Source organism: Streptomyces sp. NPDC008125, from assembly GCF_042957125.1.
Lineage (GTDB): Bacteria > Actinomycetota > Actinomycetes > Streptomycetales > Streptomycetaceae > Streptomyces.
Map to the genome: position 1 here is coordinate 235579 of NZ_JBIBHR010000007.1, position 18661 is coordinate 254239.

Below are 18661 nucleotides of genomic sequence, written 5' to 3' on the forward strand. Positions count from 1 at the left end.
ACATTAACAGGTATTACACCTGTAAAAGATGTCGTTCCGAGAGCCGGCCCGAGACCGTTCCCCCGGCCGCCTCCTCCAGACCCTGCGCGCCGCCCCGGGCCCAGACGCCCGCCGGGGCCGGGACCGTCGGACGGAGGCCGACCGGGGGAGCCGGTGCGCGCCCCGGAGCATGCCGTCGACCCCGACGAGCAGGGCGTACCCCTTCGCGTCGGGGCCGATCCCGATGGGGAGAGGGCGGGAGGCCGCGGCCTCGTCACGACGAGGCCGGAGACGCCGGTGCCCCGTACGCGTCGCGCGTACGGGGCACCGGCCGGGCGGGTCCGCGGCTCAGCCGAGTCCGCGCGAGTCCTGCTTGAGGGCCGTGTCCACGGTGAGCGCCGTCGCGACGACGAGGCTCAGCATCGGCTCGGGCAGCTGGTAGTGGATCTGGAGAACGTAGTTGTCCGCCGTGGTGAAGAGCGTCTTGGCGAGCCCCTCCCAGGTCTTGGTGATCCGGGCGATCTCCGCGTCGTTCTGGTCGACGATCGCGAAGTTCCAGGCGCGCCAGTTCTCGGCCTTGATCGCGCCGACCTTCTGGCCGTCCACCATGATCGCGAAGTTGATCTTGCCGATCGCGTTCTGCTGGACGATCTCGCCGACCGTCTGCCCGTCGGGGCGCTGGACGATCACGCGCGACTTGATGAACTTGGCGGGACGGGTCAGCAGAAGCTGGGGCTGCCCGTAGGCGTCCCGGATCTCCAGGCGGTGCGTGAGGTACTGGTCCCAGCTGGTGGCGAAGCGGATCACCTTGCGGAAGAGGCTCTGCCCGACCTCCACGACCGAGCCCAGGGTCGCGCCCTGCTGGTCGAAGACGCGGTACTCGTTCGTCACCTCGATCAGCTTGGCCTTCTGGTTCACCACCAGGACCTGCTGGTTGAAGAGCGTTCCGGCGCTGATCTGGCCGGGCTGAGCCGTCTGGCCGGGCGCCGCCTGCTGCTGGGGCACGGCAGCCTGAGGGGCCGGGGCCTTCACGGCGGCGGCCTGCGGAGAGCCCGCCGGGGCCGTCGGCTGGGCGCCGGCGGCGGGGTGGGTGTGCTCGGTCCACTGGGAACCGTCCCAGTAGCGGAGCAGCTCCGTGGCACCGTGCGGGTCAGGGAACCAACCCGCAGGTATGTTCGAGGTCGTGGTCACCGAGGCACACTATCCCGCGGCGGGGCCGCGGGCACGTCTCAGAACTTCACACCCCTATAACGGTTGACCGCGGCGGCGGTGACCGGACCGAGGTGCGGGAGAACGCCCCCCAGCGGGTCCTCGGGTGTGCGGGCCGCGCGTCCACGGGATCCGTCCCGTTCGGCCGGGCAAGTTCCCCACCGTCGCGGACCCTTGGGCCCGGTGCCGTACACCTCCCGGCCTCATGGGCCCGGTGCCGTACACCTCCCGGCCTCGTGATCCCGGTGCCGTACGCCTCCCGCGGCCCCGCTCGCGTGTGACGAGAACAAGCGCCTCTGTTCAACGGGGTGTTGCCCCCGGCCGCCCGCACGGGGCACCATCCGCCCGGCGCACTTCCCCGTCGATGCCGAATCCCGAGGACGACCATGACTTCCACCCAGGACCAGAACCCCGCCTCCGCAGCGCGGCGCGCCAAGTTGGAGGAGGCGCGGCGCAAGGAGCGCGGCCGACAGCGCCGCGCACGGATCGTCGCCGTCTCGGCCGCCGTCGTGGTGGTCGCCGCACTCGCCGTCGGCGGCGGCTACCTGATCACGAGGGCGGACGACCAGGACAAGGCCGAGGCGAAGGCCGCGACCGACGCCATCGTGGGCGAGCGCAGCTGGGACAAGCTCACCCAGAACCACGTCGGGACGCCCGTGACCTACCCGATGAACCCGCCGGTCGGCGGCGACCACAATCCGGTCTGGATGAACTGCGACGCCGACGTGTACACCGAGGCGATACCGAACGAGAACGCCGTCCACTCGATGGAACACGGCGCCGTGTGGGTCACGTACACCAGCAAGGCGGCGGACGCCGACGTGAAGGCGCTCGCCGAGCGGGTCGAGGCCACTCCGTACTCCCTGATGAGCCCGCTGGAGGACCAGGCCGACCCGCTCATCCTGAGCGCCTGGGGCAAGCAGGTCACCGTCACGAGCGCGTCCGACCCGCGGGTCGCGCAGTTCTTCACCAAGTACGTGCAGGGCGCGCAGACCCCGGAGCCGGGTGCCGCCTGCACCGGCGGGATCGAGAAGTGACGCGCGCCGGCCGCGCGGCCGGACCACGGCGGCTGGCGGTGGCGGGCGCAGCCGTGCTGCTGCTCGCCCTCGGGCTGGTGGTGCTGATGGTCGTCAGGCCGTCCTCCGCCTCCTCCTCCGGCGCCGCGTCCCAGGCCGGGCGGTCGGCACCCGCGGACGGATCCGTGGACGCCGGCTTCGCCCGTGACATGTCCGTGCACCACCAGCAGGCCGTGGAGATGTCGTTCCTCGTCCGGGACCGCACCGACGACGAGGACGTGCGCCGGCTCGCGTACGACATCATCAACACGCAGGCCAACCAGCGCGGCATGATGCTGGGCTGGCTGGAGGCGTGGGGCCTGCCCAAGAGCTCGGCGGTGCCCCCGATGCGGTGGATGGGACACACGGTCACGCCGCACGACGGGGCGCTGATGCCCGGCATGGCCACCGACACGCAGCTGGACGCGCTGCGCGCGGCGAAGGGCGAGGAAGCCGAGGTGCTCTACCTGCGGCTCATGACGGCGCACCACATCGCGGGGGCGGAGATGGCGCGGGCGGCGGCGGATTCGGCCACGACCGAGGTGATCGGGAACCTGGCCACGGGCATGGTGCGCGGTCAGCGGTCGGAGATCGCGCTCATGGCGGACATGCTCCGCGAGCGCGGCGCGCAACCCTGAGCGGCGCGAAACCCTGAGCGGAGCTTCGGGCGGGGCGGAGCTTCGGGCGGAGGCGGAGCTTCGGGCGGAGGCGGGGAACAGGGTGCGGTAGGCAACAGGGTGCGGTGGGAACGGTGCGGGCGGACCGGTCCCCCGCCCCCGTCCTCTCGTGCCCGCCATCACATAGGGTCGTGGACGATATGAAGAACCACCTCACGCAGCTGGGCCCCAAGGCCGACAAGGACACCGTCCGGCGGCACAACCTGAGCCTCGTCCTGCGCGCCGTCCGCGACGAGGACGAGACCGGCGAGGCGACCAGGGCCGGGGTGGCGGCCCGCGTGGGGCTCACGCGGGCGGCGGTCTCCTCGCTGGTCGAGCAGTTGCTGGAGACCGGCTTCCTCACCGAGTCCGGCAAGACCTTCAGCGGCCAGGCGGGGCGCCCCGGCACCGCGCTCAAGGTCGCCCGCACCGGCCCCGCGGGCATCGGTGTGGAGGTCAACATCGACTACGTCTCGGTGTGCGTCGTCGACCTGGCGGGCACCGGGCGGGTACGGCAGACGGAGCACCTGGACAACCGGGGGGAGCCGCCGGAGGAAGTCCTGGTGCGCGCCGCCCGGATCGCCGCGCGGACCCTGGACTCCGCCCGCGAACAGGAACTCGATCCCGTGGGCGCGGCCCTCGCCCTGCCGGGCCTCGTGTCCGGCGGCGCGGTGCGCCAGGCTCCCAACCTCGGCTGGAACCAGGTACCGGCGGAGCGCCTGTTCGGCGAGGCCCTCGCGGTCCTGAGCCCGGGGCTCCGCCCGCTCCCCGTCAGCTCGGAGAACGAGGCGAACCTGGCCGCCCTGGCCGAGCTGTGGTTCGGCGGTCTCGGCGACGTCCGCAGCTTCCTCTACCTGACGGGCGAGATCGGCGTCGGCGGCGCCCTGGTGATCGGTGGCGAGCTGCTGCGCGGCGCGCACGGTTTCGCCGGGGAGATCGGCCATGTGGTGGTGGACCCGTCCGGCCCCGAGTGCCGGTGCGGATCGCGCGGCTGCCTGGAGCAGTACGCCGGGCAGGCGGCGCTGCTGCGGGCGGCGGGCATAGAGGTGGTCGGGGGCGGTGCGGCGGTGATCGAGCTGGAGCGCCGGGTGCGCGCCGGTGACGCGCGCGCCGAGGCGGCGGTCGGCGAGGCGGGCCGGATGCTGGGGCGCGTCCTGTCGGGCGCGGTGAACCTGATCGACCCGGACGCGGTGGTGCTCGGCGGGATCTACCGGGGCCTGATGCCGTGGCTGGCGCGGCCCGCCGACGAGGAGCTGACCGGTCGGGTGGTCTCCGGTCTCTGGTCGCCGGGCAGCGGCAGGCTCCGGGCGTCGTCGGTGGCCGGGGACGCGGCCCGGGGCGCGGCGGCCCTGGTGATGCAGGACGTGCTGGCCGACCCCGTGGCGTACGCCTCCCGGGGGCGCTGAGGCCCCCGGGGCGTGTCCCCGCGCACGAACGGCAGGGGCCGGGCCGTCCTGGTGGACGGCCCGGCCCCTGCCGGTTGACGCATCACGTGGCGCGGGCCGCCCGACGGAGAGCGGGACGCGAGGCGCGCGACGGGTCGGTTCAGCGGACGCCGAGGAGGTGGTCCAGGGCGAGCTGGTCGAGGGCCTCGAAGGCCATGGAGCGCTCGGCGGCGGCGTCGACGTCGAACTCCTCGTAGGCGGAGGTGTCGGCGAGGAGGCCCTTGAGGCCGTCGGCGGCGGTCGGCTGCGCCAGCTCGTCCAGGCGGGAGGCGACGAGCGCCTCCTGGACGGCCGGGTCGTTGCGGAAGGCGGCCGCGCGCTCCTTGAGGATCAGGTAGTTGCGCATGCAGTTCTTCGCGGACTCCCAGACACCGTCGATGCCGTCGGTGCGCACCGGCTTGAAGTCGAAGTGGCGCGGGCCGGTGTAGTCGGAGTTCTCCAGGAGGTCGACGAGCCAGAACGCCTGGCGCAGGTCGCCGGCGCCGAAGCGGAAGTCCTGGTCGTACTTGATGCCGGACTGGCCGTTGAGGTCGATGTGGTAGAGCTTGCCGGCCCACAGCGCCTGGGCGATGCCGTGCGGGAAGTTGAGCCCGGCCATCTGCTCGTGGCCGACCTCGGGGTTCACGCCGTACAGCTCGGGGCGCTCCAGGCGCTCGATGAAGGCGAGGGCGTGGCCGACGGTGGGCAGGAGGATGTCGCCGCGGGGCTCGTTGGGCTTCGGCTCGATCGCGAAGCGGATGTCGTAGCCCTTGTCGGTGACGTACTCGCCGAGGAGGTCGAAGGCCTCCTTCATGCGGTCGAGGGCGTCGCGGACGTCCTTGGCGCCACCGGACTCGGCGCCCTCGCGGCCGCCCCAGGCGACGTAGGTCTCGGCGCCGAGCTCGGCGGCGAGGTCGATGTTGCGGATGACCTTGCGCAGCGCGTAGCGGCGGACGTCACGGTCGTTGGAGGTGAAGCCGCCGTCCTTGAACACGGGGTGCGTGAACAGGTTGGTGGTGGCCATCGGGACCTTGAGGCCGGTGCGCTCCAGGGCGTCCTTGAACCGGCCGATCACCGCGGCGCGCTCGCTGTCGGAGGAGCCGAAGGGGATCAGGTCGTCGTCGTGGAAGGTCACACCGTGCGCGCCGAGCTCCGCGAGCCGCTCGACGGACTCGACCGGGTCCAGGGCCGGGCGGGTCGGCTCACCGAAGGGGTCGTTGCCCCGCCAGCCCACGGTCCAGAGACCGAAGGTGAACTTGTCAGCGGAAGTGGGAGTGAAGCGGTCCGACATGTCTGCCTCTTGATCGACGGGCGCGGACGGCTGCTCTGCCGACCGACCAATTTGTTCAGTGCCATTACTAATATGACACCGAGAGGGCCGGATGCGAAACCCTTGGGAACCAAAAAGTCTTCACCGCCCTGTTCGCACCCCGTCCGATCACGTAATTTGTTTGTCGCACGAGCAAATCCCGCAGCACGAGAAGAGGTAGCCATGCCGCCGCGCACGGTCGTCATCGGTGTGGACAGTTCCACCCAGTCCACCAAAGCAGCTGTCACCGATGCCGTCACCGGCGAGCTCCTCGCCGTGGGCCGCGCCCCGCACACCGTCCTGGGCGAGGGTGGCGCCCGCGAGACCGACCCCGAGATCTGGTGGCAGGCGCTGCGCGAGGCCGTGGCCGCCGGAATGAAGGAGTCCGGGGTCCCCGCCTCGGCCGTCACGGGCATCGCGGTCGCCGGACAGCAGCACGGCCTCGTGGTGCTGGACCGCGGCGGCCGGCCGCTGCGCCCCGCCCTCCTCTGGAACGACACCCGCTCCGCCCCGCAGGCCGCCGCCCTCACCGCCGCGCTCGGCGGCCCGGAGGCGTGGACGGCACGCACCGGATCGGTACCGGTCGCCTCGATGACCGCCGCCAAGTGGCAGTGGCTGCGGGAGAACGACCCGGCGAGCGCGGACGCCGCCGCGGGCGTGCGCCTCCCGCACGACTTCCTCACCGAGCGCCTCACCGGCGTCGCGGTGACCGACCCCGGCGACGCCTCCGGCACCTGCTGGTACTCCACCGCCACCGGCGCGTACGACCCCGAGCTGCTCGCCCTGATCGGCCTCGACCCGGCCCTGCTGCCCGAGGTCGCCCCGACCGGCGGCGCCCGCGCCGGTTCGCTGACCGCCCGGGCGGCCGAGGAGCTCGGCCTGCCCGCCGGCATCGCCGTCGCGGCCGGTACCGGCGACAACATGAGCGCTGCCGTCGGCCTCGGCCTCGGTGCGGCCGGGCTGCTCGACCACCCCGTGCTCAGCCTCGGCACATCCGGCACCGTCTTCGCGGCCTCGCGCACCCGGCCCGCCTCCCCGGCGCTCGCCGGTTTCGCGGCGGCGGACGGGACGTACCTCCCTCTCGCCTGCACGCTGAACTGCACCCTCGCCGTGGACAAGGTGGCCGCGCTGCTCGGCCTGCACCGTGACGACACGTCACCCGGCGGCGAGGCCGTGCTCCTTCCGTACCTGGACGGCGAGCGCACCCCCGATCTGCCCCACGCCTCCGGGCTCCTCACGGGATTGCGGCACGACACCACCCCGCAGCAACTCCTGGGCGCCGCGTACGAAGGCGCGGCGTTCACCGTGCTGCACGCCATGGACGAACTGCTCCGCGCCTGCGGGCTCGATCCGGCTGACCCGGAGGTCGCCGCCCGCCCGCTGCGCCTGATCGGCGGCGGCGCGCAGGGCACCACCTGGATCGAGACCGTGCGCCGGCTCTCCGGCCGCCCCCTGGTGCTGCCCGCCAACGGCGAGTTGGTCGCGCTCGGCGCCGCCGCCCTCGCGGCCTCGGCGGCCGGCGGTGGCGACCCGGTCGCCCTGGCGACGGAATGGAACGGCAACGGCACGGCCGGGACGGACCGTCAACTCGACGCGGTCGAGCGGGACACGGCGGCCTGGGAGCGGATCGGATCGGTGCTCGACCGGTCCGCGCAGCCCCTTCTCGGCGGCTGACGGCTCCTCCGGGAGCACCGCCGGATCACCTCGGGCATCCCCGAACCCGCTTCCGCGCAGCGGGTTTGGGGATGCGAACCGATGTTCAATAGGATCCGGCGATGATCACAACCAAACGGCTGACGACCGGGGTGGGCCTGCTGCTCGCCACCCTGGCCGCCGGAATCGGCACCGCCGTGCCGGCCGCCGCCGACGAACCCCCCACCGCCTCCTCGCCCAGGGTCGAACTGGTCCTCGACGTCAGCGGGTCCATGCGCACCCGTGACATCGACGGCGAGTCGCGCATGAGCGCGGCCAAGCAGGCGTTCAACGACGTGCTGGACGCCGTACCCGAGGAGGTCCAGCTCGGCATACGCACCCTCGGCGCGAACTACCCGGGCGACGACCGGCAGGTCGGCTGCAAGGACACCAAGCAGCTGTACCCGGTCGGCCCGTTGGACCGTACGGAAGCGAAGACGGCGGTCGCGACCCTCACGCCCACCGGCTGGACCCCGATCGGCCCGGCGCTGCTGGGCGCGGCGGACGACCTGGACGGCGGTGAGTCCACCCGGCGGATCGTCCTGATCACCGACGGCGAGGACACCTGCGGCCCGCTCGACCCGTGCGAGGTGGCGCGCGACATCGCCGCCCGCGGGGTGCACCTCGTGATCGACACCCTGGGCCTGGTGCCCAACACGAAGATCCGGCAGCAGCTGACCTGCATCGCCGAGGCCACCGGTGGCACGTACACGGCCGTCCAGCACAAGGAGGACCTCTCCCACCGGGTCACCCAGCTGGTCGACCGGGCCGCCGAACCCGTCGTCACCCCGGTGGCGACCGAGGGCGCCGCCGGCTGTGCCAAGGCCCCCGAACTCACCCCCGGCCTGTACACGGACCGCGCGAAGCTCGGCGAGCACCGCTGGTACCGGGTGAACGTCCTGCCCGGCCAGGAACTGCGGGCCTCCGTCACCGTGTCGGCCGACCGGGCCGTCAACAACGACTACGGCGTCCTGATGCGCGCGGTCACCACGCACGGGCGGGAGATCGTCCGGGGCTCCGAATCGGGCACCGGCCGCACCGACGCCATCTCCACGGGCCTGCGCTACCCCAAGGCCGAGGCGGACGACGACACCGACGCCGAGACCCCCGAGGCCGTGTGCCTCCAGGTCGGCGACTCCTTCTCCTCCCCCTCCTCGGTGAAGACCGGCCCCGGCATGCCGGTCGAGCTCACCATCGACGTGGTGGACTCCCCCGACGACGCGGCGGACACCGCGGCCTTCGGCCTCGGCCGCGGCTGGTGGTTCCTCGGCCTGATGCTGCTCGCCGGTCTGCTGGCGGGGCTGCTGTTCGGCTGGATCTCGCGCTGGCGCGTCGCCGTATGGAGGACCAACTGATGCGTACGACCTCCCGTACCCGGACCATGCGCACCCACCGGGTGCTGCGCGCGAGCGCCGGCGCCCTGGTCGCCGGTCTCGCCCTGTTCTCCTCCGCCGGCCCGGCCCTGGCCGACGACCCGTCGGCCTCCGCGAGCCCCGGCGAGAACGGCTCGGACGCCGGCCCCACCGAGGCCGGCACCACCTTCCGTACCGCGACCGCCCTCCAGCAGGACCAGGCGGGCACCGCGCAGGCCTCGACCGGCGACTACCTCTACTGGGTCTTCCCGGCGGACGCCGGGCAGCGGGCGACCGTACGGGCCACCGTGACCCTCCCCGAGGCGTCGCTCCGGCACGGGGCGTCCACCTGGCAGATCGACGTCTACGACGGCCTGCGCCGCCGCCAGGCGTGCATGTACGGCCACCAGACCCGCACGGCGGCGGCCGACGCGGCGAAGGTCGAGCTCGACTGCGTGCTGCGCCCGGTGCGCGCCTGGTCCGAGCCGTGGGCCAACGACCCGCTGCCGGGCAGCTACTACGTACGGCTGACCGTGCTGGACCTGCCCGACACCGACCTCGGCCGGCCCATCGGGGCCCGGGTGGAGGCCACCTCGATCGACGTGGGCAGCGCGCACGACGTGGACGGCACCCTCTCCGAGCCGCTGGTGCCCGGCTCCTCCGCCGTACGCGCCGCCGCCGGATCCACCGCGTCCGCCGCCCCCACGGACGGCGCGACGGACGAGCCGGTCGTGGTGGCCGGCAGCGAGCCGGAGGACGGCTGGTCCTCCGGCTGGTGGACGCGGCGCTGGCTGTGGAGCGCGGGCGGGGCGGTGCTCGCCGCCCTGGCCGGCGTCTTCGGCTACTCCGTGACGCGCGGCCGGGGCCGCCCGTCGCACGTACCGCCGGGCGTCTGACCCGAACGCCGCGAACCACCGCGCCGCCGTCCCGCTCCGGGGCGGCGGCGCGGTCGTGTCCGGACCGCGCGGCTCCGAGTGGCGGGGCGTGCGGGCCTGCCGGAAGCTGCCCCCGACAGGGCTGGGCCTTTCGTCCGGATCGGGCCGGGTCAGGGAGCGGGATCGGGTGTCGTGCGTCGCAAGGCGGAAGAGGGAGTCGACGCGGAACGTCGACGACCGACGACAACGCCGCGAGGTGCGACACCCGCCCCCGCGAGCCCGGCCTGATCCGAACGAAGGGCCCCCATGCTGGTCGGAAGGCAGGAGGCGGCGCGCGTGTGGCAGTTCTTCGCGGACAACCCCTGGGTGACCGTGTTCTCGGTGATCACGGTCGGCGCCCTGCTCGGCATGGTGCGCTTCGGTCCCGTCCGGCTCGGCGCGGCGGGCGTACTCTTCGTCGGCCTCCTCGTGGGCGCCCTGGACGAGGACATCGCCGACGCCCTGCCCGCCGGGGTGTCCGCCCTGGGACTGGCCCTCTACGTCTACACGGTCGGGCTGGAGTCGGGCCCCGCGTTCTTCCGTGAACTCCGGGGCCAGCTGGCGGTGATGGCCGGGGCGATCGTGGCGCTCGTGGTCACCGCGGTCGTGGTGGGCGCGCTCGGCCACGGCGCCCTGGGCATCAGCGGCCCGTTCCTCGCCGGCGGGTTCGCGGGCATCGGGACCACCACACCGGGCCTCGCCGCCGCCCAGGCGGCGTCCGAGGATCCGGCGCAGCCCGCCGTCGGGTACGCGATCGGGTATCCGTTCGCCGTGGTGATCACCATCCTGTTCATCGCCGCCATCGCCGCCCGCCGCCGGTGGACCGCCCGCCGTGACCCCGGCTCCGGACTGCCCGCCGCCCTCGTCACCCGGACGGTGCACGTCACCCGCGAGATCGCCTGGGCGGACGTACCCGGCGTCGCCGAGCACCGCGTCCTGGCCAGCGAGTACCGGGCGGTGGGCGCCGCGCCGCGGGTCGCCCTCCGACTGGACCGGCTGCGCCCGGGCGACCTGGTCGAGGTGGTGGGCGGCGAGGAGGACGTGGTGGCGGCCACCGCCTGCCTCGGCGAACTCGCCGCCGCCCACCTGCTCGACGACCGGTCCACCGTGGACTACCGCCGCGTCCTGCTCACCAACCCCGACCTGGCCGGCCACACCGTCGCCGAGCTCGGGCTGGCCGACGGCTACGGGGCGGCCGTCAGCCGGGTGCGGCGCGGCGACTTCGACATGCTCGCCCACGACGGCCTCGTCCTCCAGCTGGACGACCGGCTCCGCGTGGTCATGCCGCGCGAGCGCTCCGCGGAGGTCACCCGGTTCCTCGGCGACACGGAGGCGAAGGTCAGCGAGGTCAGCGCGGTGAGCCTCGGCCTCGGCCTCGCCCTCGGCTTCCTCATCGGCATCCCGTCCCTGACCCTCGGCGACACCACCCTGGCCCTCGGGACCGGCGCGGGCCCGCTGGTGATGGGCATGGTCCTCGGCTGGCTCCGGCGCACCGGCCCCCTGGTCTGGACGCTGCCGACCCGGGCCAACCTCACCCTGCGCCAGATCGGCCTGCTGCTCTTCCTCGCCATCGTCGGCCTCAGCTCGGGCTACTCCTTCCGGCAGAACGCCTTCTCGATGTTCGGCCTGAAGCTGCTGGCGGTCCTGGTCGTCGGCGCGGTCGTCAGCTACGCGCTGATGGTCCTGGTCGCGAAGGCGCTCGGCCAGAGCCGGGAGCGGACCATGGGCCTGCTCTCGGGGTACGTGGGCAACCCGGCGATTCTCGCGTACACCAACAGCCGGGTGAGCGACAGCCGGGTCAACAGCGGCTACTCGACGCTGTTCGCGCTGAGCATCCTGGTGAAGATCGTCTGCGTCCAGCTGCTCGTGGGGCTGTGAACCGGGGCGCCGTACGAGGGGCCGGGGAGGCCGCTCACGCACGACCCCCATGCACCGCCGAGCCGCCGAGCCGCCGCCGTAAGGTGGCCCCGCGCGTCCCGTCCCGGGCCCCCGGGGCGGCCTCGGCAGTCAGGAGACGTACGGCATGACCGAAGTCGGTTACATCAGGTTCCAGGGCCCGGTCCGCAACCACCGGGGCCAGTACCCGGGCGTGTTCGGTCTGGCCAACGGGCTCGCCCGGGAGGGCCGGCTGAGCGAGGAGCAGTTCCGTTTCTGGCGGGCGGCGAACGACTGGTACGACGGCCACTACCCGAACCCGTCCGACACCGATCCGCAGGTCTACGACTCCGCGGTGAACCCCGGAGCGGTGGCGTGGTTCAAGGCGTCCGCCGTCCATCTCGTCGAGCGGGTGGACGGCTACCTCGACCTGCTGGCCGCCCACGGGGTCGCCTGCGTGCGGGTGGAGTCGGCCGACCCGGGCCGGGTCGTCTACGAGGACGAGGTCCAGGTCGTGGCCGTCCCCCGCATCTGACCGGTCCCGGTGCTCCGGGGCCGCCCGAAGGCTCGGGTCAGCTGCTTGTGCATGACGACGCACGGCCGTCCGTACTCCCGGTCGGGGCGACGGTCGATCTCCCGCCAGCCCAGCGCACTCCAGAAGCCGAGGGCGGTCGGGTTGTTCTCCAGAACCGCGAGACGGACGCCTTCCCGGCCCTCGCCTCCGAACCGCTCCTCGACCATTCCGGCCAGGGACCGGCCGATGCCCTTGCGGCGGAAGTCGCCGTGCACCATCAGCAGCCCGATCCAGGGCAGGCCGTCCTGAGGGTGGCGGTCGAGCAGGCACAGCAGCCCGGCGAGCCGTCCCCGCTCGTCGCGGGCCAGCAGCACCTCGCAGCCCTCGGCACCGGCTTCCGCGCGCAGATCCGCTTCCACCCGGTCCGGCCTGATGTCGTCGGGGTCGTACTCTCCGGCGGAGCGGCAGTAGTCCGGGTTGCTCGTGTGGAGGTCGACCAACTCGGCGATCTCCTGCGGGGAGAAGCCGGGGGGTGCGAGGGAGAGGGACGGCATGCAGGCATCGTAATGACCGGCGCCACGGCTGCGGTGGGCGGCGGCATCGGGACGAAGACGAAGAAGACGAAGGCGAAGGCGAAGAAGCAGCCACCTTCACGGGGGCTGCCGCACGGAGAGGCCGGACCCGGTCCGCCTCCGCCTGCACGGACGCGGACCCGGCCCGGACGTGACTAACTGTTGTCGAACACGACCTTCTGTACGTCGTTGGGGCCGTCGAACCGGTCGGCCGGCGCGTCGCGGAGTTTGGAGACGAGTGCCTCGTCCGCGCCGTTGTTCTGGGCCAGCGAGACCAGGTCGTCCCGCTTGGCGGGATACTCCGCACCCTTGAGCGACTTCTGGACGTCGATGGGGCTCATGTCGGCCATGGCGGTCTCCTTCTTCCCATGTTCGCTCGCTGCTGCCTGGGTATGGCGTCCGGCGGCCTCCGCGGCAGCCCGGAGAGCGACCGTCTGCCGGTCGGTCCGGCGCTCGTCCCCGCCGATGCCACGTGTGGCTCAGCCACGTGGACGACGTCGGCGGTCGGCCGATGCCGGCGTACCCGCCGCAGGGCCCTTCCCTGACCGTGTCGTCGTACCCGGAGGTTTCGCACCCGGCAGGTAGCCGGTACCGCTCTCCCGGTGGCCGGGCGTCGCCCGACCGGTGTACCGCGATCCGGTCGCCTCAACGATTTTCCGCAACGGCACGCGAGTCCGCCACTCAAGAGGCGTGCCGGAACCTGCCCGGTCCGCCGGGGATGACGTCGCGACCTGGGATGATTCCCGCCTGCCGGGTGTGCCGGGAAACAGAGGGCCGTTCCCCGGCGATCGACGCCGCCTCAGCCCAGGTGCGGCACCTCCACCGTGCCGGTTCCTTCCAGCGTCGCCCCGGTGGCCTCGACCACGACGCGGAAGGGCCGGCCGCTCCCCTGCGCCGTGGCCCGTACGCCGTCCTCGTCGCGGGTGACGTGGAAGGTCGCGGCGGGTTCGCCGGTCAGGCCGGGGACGGTGACCCCGGTCGTGGTCGTCCCGGAGTCCGGCGCGGGGCCGAAGACCCGCAGGGTGAGGTCGGCGAGCCAGTCGCCGTCCGGGCGCTGGTCGTCGCTGCCCCAGGGGAGCACCGCGCCGGGCCGTACGTACAGCGGGAGGCTGTCGAAGCCGTGGGTCTCCTGGCGCCAGACCGGCCCGGTGACGGTCTCGCCGGTGAGCAGGTGGGTCCAGGTGCCCTCGGGGACGTAGTACTCCACGTCGCCCTCTTCGGAGAAGACCGGGGCGACGAGGAGGTCCGGGCCGAGCATGTACTGCCGGTCCAGGGTGCGGGTCGCCGGGTCGTCCGGGAACTCCATCAGCATCGGGCGCATCACCGGGACGCCGGTGCGGTGGGCTTCGGCGGCGGCGGCGTAGAGGTACGGCATCAGGCGGTGCTTGAGGAGGGTGAACTGCCGTGTCACCTCGACCGCTTCCTCGCCGAACTCCCACGGCACACGGTAGGAGACGTTGCCGTGGAGGCGGCTGTGCGAGGAGAGGAGGCCGAAGGCGAGCCAGCGTTTGAAGACGGCCGGGTCGGGGGTGCCCTCGAAGCCGCCGATGTCGTGGCTCCAGAAGCCGAAGCCGGAGAGGCTCAGGGAGAGCCCGCCGCGCAGGGATTCGGCCATCGCGTTGAAGGAGGCGAAGCAGTCGCCGCCCCAGTGGACGGGGAACTGCTGGCCGCCCGCGGTGGCGGAGCGGGCGAAGAGCACCGCCTCGCCGCTTCCGCGTTCCTTCTCCAGGAGTTCGAAGACCGCCTTGTTGTAGATCTGCGCGTAGTAGTTGTGCATCCGCTCGGGGTCGGAGCCGTCGTGCCAGACGACCTTGGTGGGGATGCGCTCGCCGAAGTCCGTCTTGAAGCAGTCGACTCCCTGGTCGAGAAGGACCTTCAGCTTGCTCTGGAACCAGGCGGTCGCGGCGGGGTTGGTGAAGTCGACCAGGGCCATGCCCGGTTGCCAGAGGTCCCACTGCCAGACCTCGCCGTTGGGCCGCCTGACGAGGTAGCCCTTCTCGGCCCCTTCCGCGAACAGAGCTGACTTCTGCGCGATGTAGGGGTTGATCCACATGCTGATGCGCAGCCCGCGCTCCTTGAGGCGGGCGAGCATCCCCTCCGGGTCCGGGAAGACGTCGGGGTCCCAGAGGAAGTCGGACCACTGGTACTCGCGCATCCAGAAGCAGTCGAAGTGGAAGACGGAGAGGGGGATGTCGCGTTCGGCCATGCCCTCCACGAAGGAGGTCACCGTCTCCTCGTCGTAGGAGGTGCAGAAGGAGGTCGTGAGCCACAGTCCGAAGGACCAGGCCGGGGGAAGCGCGGGACGGCCGGTGAGAGCGGTGTAGCGGGTGAGGACGTCCTTGGGTGTGGGGCCGGCGACGACGTAGTACTCCAGCGTCTGGTCCTCGACGCTGAACTGCACCTGGCCCACGGACTCGGAGCCGAGCTCGAAACCCACCTTGCCGGGGTGGTTGACGAAGACGCCGTAGCCGCGTGACGAGAGGTAGAACGGGATGTTCTTGTACGCCAGTTCACTGCTGGTTCCGCCGTCCGCCTGCCAGACGTCCACGACTTGGCCGTTCTTCACGAAGGGGGTGAACCGCTCGCCGAGGCCGTAGACGTTCTCCCCCACGGCCAGGGCGAGTTGGGCGACCATGTGGTGGGCGCCGTCAGGGGTGGTGGCGAAGGCGGTGCCCTTGCGGTCGACTCCGGTGAGCCGTCGGCCGTCGGCGCCGAGGAAGGTGAGACCCCAGGGACCGTCCTTGTCCAGCCTCAAGGTCAGCGGGCCGCTGGTGAGTTCGGCGACCGAGCCCTCCCGTACGGTGCGCACCGATGCGTGCGGCTCGGCATCGGCCGTCAGCTCGAAGTCCGGGCCGTGGTTGACCTTCCCGGCGTGGTGGGTGGCGCGGACGCCGATGATGCCCTCGGCGGGCGTGAAGCATTCGACCGTGATCAGCGGGGTGTTGAGGGTGTCGCCCCGCCCGGTGACCCGCATGACCGCCGCGTGGGCGGTGATCCGGTCGGCGTCCACGCGCAGATCGCGGATCTCGGTGGCGTAGGAGGCGCGGACTCCCTCCCTCATGAGCCAGAATCCGTCGGTGAACTTCATGAGGACTCCTTGCCGGGGGCGGTGGTGAGCGGAGGCGGGGCGGCTGCTGCGGTGCGGTGCCGGGTCACTCGGACGCTCCCGAGGGGGCGAAGGTGAGGCGGGCCAGGCGCAGGGCTCCGCGCAGGGTGACCCGGAGGTCCGCCACCCCGTCCGCACCGAACGCGGCGGTCACGGACCGGTAGTCGTACGGTCCGCCGGTGGCGGGGACGTCGACGACCGTCGCGGCGGTGTCCGTCTCGATCTCGACCGTGCCCTCACCGGCCGCGTGGACGGTGACGCCGCGCACCCCCGTCCCGAAGTCGCAGGCCTCGAAGACCAGTCGGCCGCCCTCCGCGCCGGTTCCGACGGTGGTGACCGCGTCGCCGTCCGTCTTCGCGCGGTCCACGATCTCGGTGCGGTGCTGCTGGTCGTAGTCGGCGGCCTCGATCCCGGCGGCGAGGACGGTGCGGGGCCCGGAGGGCTCTCCGTCGATCTCCACGGCGGTGGCGAGCCGGATGTCCGTGCTGGACGCCCCGGCCAGCAGCTCGTAGGAGCCCGGCTCCACGGTCCAGCGCCCGTGCGCCACGTCCCAGTGGCCCAGCTCGGAGACCGGCACCAGGAATTCGGCGCGCTCCGAGCCACCGGGGGCGAGGCGGATCCTGCGGTGGCCGACCAGCTTGCGCAGCGGCAGGCGGGCGGCGTCCGGTGCGGTGCGGCGGGCGTAGAGCTGGGCGACCTCGTCGAAGGCGGTCGCCGCGATGCGGGATGCGCCGGAATCGGTCTTCCCGGAAGCGGCCGCGTCGGTGTGACTGACGGTCAGCCCGACCCGGAGCAGGTCGTCCTCGCGGGTGACGGTGAGGTCCTCGTACGCGAAGGAGGCGTAGGAGAGGCCGTGGCCGAACGGGTAGAGGGGGGTGCCGTCGAAGTAGAGGTAGGTCTGGCGGGACCCGATGACGTCGTAGTCGAAGAGGTCGGGCAGATCGTCGTCACCGGCGTACCAGGTCTGCGGGAGGCGCCCGGCCGGGGAGACGTCTCCGGCGAGGACCCGGGCGAGTGCGGTGCCGGCGGCCTGGCCGCCGTGCGCGGTCCACAGCAGGGCGGGGAGGGCGGCGTCGGCCTCCGGTACGGCGTACGGGTAGGCGGAAGTGAGGACGAGCACGGTACGCGGGTTGGCGCCGTGCGCGGCGCGCCAGAGCTTCTCCTGCTGGGCGGGGAGGGCGAGGGTCGTGCGGTCCTCGGTCTCGCGGCCGTTGATGTGCGGGTCGTTGCCCGCGACGACGACGACGGTGTCGGCCTCGGCCGCGATCCGGGCGACCTCGTCCGCGCCGCGCTCGACGATCTCGACGCCGAAGACGGTCGCGCGGTCGGCCGAAATCTTTTCGCCGCTCTCGGCAACCTTTGCACCGTCGGCGGCGACAGACACGTACCCACCCGTACCGATGTGCAGAAGGCGGTGTTCTCCGTCGTGTCCCTCGACCGCTTCCAGGCGGAACGTCTCCTGGACGATCCAGCCGCCCGGTTCCTCGGCGGAGGCGCGGACGAAGCCGTCCTCGGCGACGGAGAGGTAGCGCCCCTCGTCGGTGCGGAAGGTGAGGACACCGTCCCCCCAGTCGACCACGGCGAGGGCGGTGCCCTCCGGGGCGGCGACGAGCGGCGGGAGGTCGGTGCGGCCGGTGAGCAGCGCCGGGTCGAGCGCGCCTTCCTCGCCGCGCACCCCGCCGGTCCCCGACTGGACCGCCGGTACGAAGAGTTGACCTGCCTCGCAGGTCAGCAGGGCCCGGTCGACGCCCTCGGCGTACAGCACGTCGTCGGCGCCGTAGCGGGCGCGCAGCCCGTCGAGGGGGGTGGAGCGGTGCAGCAGGGTGCCGCTGTACCAGTCGAGTTTGCAGGCGTCGGCGAGCAGGCCGACGACCGCGATCTTCCGCCCGGCGCGCGGCGCGAGTGGCAGCAGCCCGTCGTTCTTCAGCAGGACCACGGCCTGTTCGGCGGTTTCCAGGGCGAGTTCGCGGTGGGCGGAGGTGTCGAAGGCGTCGGTGTCCGCGTAGGGGTCGAGCTCCGGGTCGAACTCACCGAGTGCGAAGCGCAGATGGAGCAGCCTGCGCACCGCCCGGTCGATGTCCTCGGGGTCGAGCAGGCCCTTGGCGAGCGCGTCGCGGATGCGGCCGGTCATCACGGAGGAGTCCGTGCCGTGGTCGGTGAAGCTGTCGACGCCCGCCTTGAGCGAGGCCGCGGTGGCCTCCTCGTGGGTGTCGAAGTAGTGCTCGGAGTCGACCAGGTTGGAGGGCGCGCCGGCGTCGGAGCAGACGACGAGCGGCTGGTCGGTCCACTGCCGCAGCTCTCGTCCGAGCAGCGGGGAGACGTGGTTGGGGCGGCCGTTGACGAGGTTGTAGGCCGGCATGACCCCGGCGACCGCTCCGGCGCGGACCGCGTCGCGGAAGGCGCGCAGGTCGTACTCGTGCAGGACGCGCGGGCGCACGGAGGAGGAGGCGGTGTCGCGGTCGGTCTCGTTGTTGTGGGCGAGCCAGTGCTTGAGGACCGGGGCGGTGCGCCAGTAGCGGGGGTGCTCACCGCGCAGGCCGCGGGTGTACGCGACGGCGATGGCGGAGGTGAGCGCGGGGTCCTCGGAGTAGCCCTCCTCGCCGCGTCCCCACAGGGGGTGGCGCAGGAGATTCACTGTCGGGGCCCAGACGTTGAGGCCGACCCGGTCGTCGCTCCGGCGCTTGGCCCGCACCTCGTCGCCCACGGCTTCGCCGACGCGGCGCACCAGGTCGTCGTTCCAGGTGGCGCCGAGGCCGACGGCCTGGGGGAACACGGTCGCTCCGCCCATCCAGGCCACACCGTGCAGCGCCTCCTGGCCGGTGCGGAAGGCGGCCAGTCCCAGCCGCTCCACCGGCGGCGCGAACTGGTGCAGCATCGCGATCCGTTCGTCGGTCGTGAGCCGCTGGAGCAGGTCGTCGACGCGCGCCTCGAAGGGCAGCTGCGGGTCGCGGAAGGGAAGCGGAAGGTCCGTCACGTGCGGGGTCCCCTTGGAAAGGTGGGAGGT

General features: G+C 72.7%; 14 protein-coding genes. 8 read left to right on the forward strand and 6 right to left on the reverse strand.

The genetic code is table 11. The features are described from left to right. Positions 1-327 precede the first annotated feature (327 nt). Positions 328-1170 (reverse strand): phospholipid scramblase-related protein, encoded by an 843-nt coding sequence (locus tag ACFZAX_RS14700; protein ID WP_390961757.1) that lies wholly within the window; start codon positions 1168-1170, stop codon positions 328-330. 404 nt (positions 1171-1574) lie between these two features. Between ACFZAX_RS14700 and ACFZAX_RS14705 the strand changes: the two genes are divergently transcribed. From ACFZAX_RS14705 to ACFZAX_RS14715, 3 genes are all read left to right on the forward strand, one after another. Further along, the gene (locus ACFZAX_RS14705) at positions 1575-2225 is read left to right on the forward strand and encodes a DUF3105 domain-containing protein (protein ID WP_390961759.1); all 651 of its coding nucleotides are present in this window, start codon (positions 1575-1577) and stop codon (positions 2223-2225) included. An 86-nt stretch (positions 2226-2311) separates the two neighbouring features. After that, a complete protein-coding gene (locus tag ACFZAX_RS14710) occupies positions 2312-2881 on the forward strand; it encodes a DUF305 domain-containing protein (protein WP_390961928.1) in 570 nt (189 codons plus the stop codon). A gap of 179 nt (positions 2882-3060) precedes the next feature. Next, positions 3061-4305: an ROK family protein gene (locus ACFZAX_RS14715; RefSeq protein ID WP_390961929.1), complete on the forward strand. Its 1245-nt coding sequence runs from the start codon at positions 3061-3063 to the stop codon at positions 4303-4305. 139 nt (positions 4306-4444) lie between these two features. Here ACFZAX_RS14715 and xylA read toward each other — a convergent pair whose 3' ends face one another. Continuing rightward, on the reverse strand, positions 4445-5614 hold the full coding sequence (gene xylA / locus ACFZAX_RS14720; RefSeq protein WP_327179100.1) for a xylose isomerase: 1170 nt from the start codon (positions 5612-5614) through the stop codon (positions 4445-4447). 201 nt (positions 5615-5815) lie between these two features. Here xylA and xylB point away from each other — a divergent pair, with 201 nt between their 5' ends. The 5 genes from xylB (at position 5816) to ACFZAX_RS14745 (ending at position 12000) form a co-directional block, all read left to right on the forward strand. Beyond that, on the forward strand, positions 5816-7306 hold the full coding sequence (gene xylB / locus ACFZAX_RS14725; protein ID WP_390961760.1) for a xylulokinase: 1491 nt from the start codon (positions 5816-5818) through the stop codon (positions 7304-7306). A 101-nt stretch (positions 7307-7407) separates the two neighbouring features. Beyond that, positions 7408-8679 carry a VWA domain-containing protein gene (locus tag ACFZAX_RS14730; protein WP_390961762.1) on the forward strand — a complete coding sequence of 424 codons (1272 nt, stop codon included), beginning with the start codon at positions 7408-7410 and terminating at the stop codon, positions 8677-8679. After that, positions 8679-9572: a hypothetical protein gene (locus ACFZAX_RS14735; protein ID WP_390961763.1), complete on the forward strand. Its 894-nt coding sequence runs from the start codon at positions 8679-8681 to the stop codon at positions 9570-9572. The genes ACFZAX_RS14730 and ACFZAX_RS14735 overlap by 1 nt, the downstream gene beginning before the upstream one ends. 285 nt (positions 9573-9857) lie before the next feature. Further along, complete coding sequence (locus ACFZAX_RS14740; RefSeq protein ID WP_390961764.1) at positions 9858-11468, forward strand: TrkA C-terminal domain-containing protein; 1611 nt, start codon at positions 9858-9860, stop codon at positions 11466-11468. 145 nt (positions 11469-11613) lie between these two features. Further along, positions 11614-12000, forward strand: coding sequence for a hypothetical protein (locus ACFZAX_RS14745; RefSeq protein ID WP_390961765.1), 387 nt, complete (start codon positions 11614-11616; stop codon positions 11998-12000). Here the strand turns inward: ACFZAX_RS14745 and ACFZAX_RS14750 are convergent. The 4 genes from ACFZAX_RS14750 to ACFZAX_RS14765 form a co-directional block, all read right to left on the reverse strand. Further along, positions 11958-12533: a GNAT family N-acetyltransferase gene (locus ACFZAX_RS14750; protein WP_390961767.1), complete on the reverse strand. Its 576-nt coding sequence runs from the start codon at positions 12531-12533 to the stop codon at positions 11958-11960. The genes ACFZAX_RS14745 and ACFZAX_RS14750 overlap by 43 nt on opposite strands. A 173-nt stretch (positions 12534-12706) precedes the next feature. Further along, complete coding sequence (locus ACFZAX_RS14755; RefSeq protein ID WP_390961769.1) at positions 12707-12901, reverse strand: DUF2795 domain-containing protein; 195 nt, start codon at positions 12899-12901, stop codon at positions 12707-12709. A gap of 449 nt (positions 12902-13350) precedes the next feature. Continuing rightward, entirely contained in the window at positions 13351-15639 is a 2289-nt protein-coding gene (yicI, locus tag ACFZAX_RS14760; RefSeq protein WP_390961770.1) for an alpha-xylosidase, read from the reverse strand. 64 nt (positions 15640-15703) lie between these two features. Continuing rightward, a complete protein-coding gene (locus ACFZAX_RS14765) occupies positions 15704-18631 on the reverse strand; it encodes a glycoside hydrolase family 3 C-terminal domain-containing protein (RefSeq protein WP_390961771.1) in 2928 nt (975 codons plus the stop codon). Positions 18632-18661 lie beyond the last annotated feature (30 nt).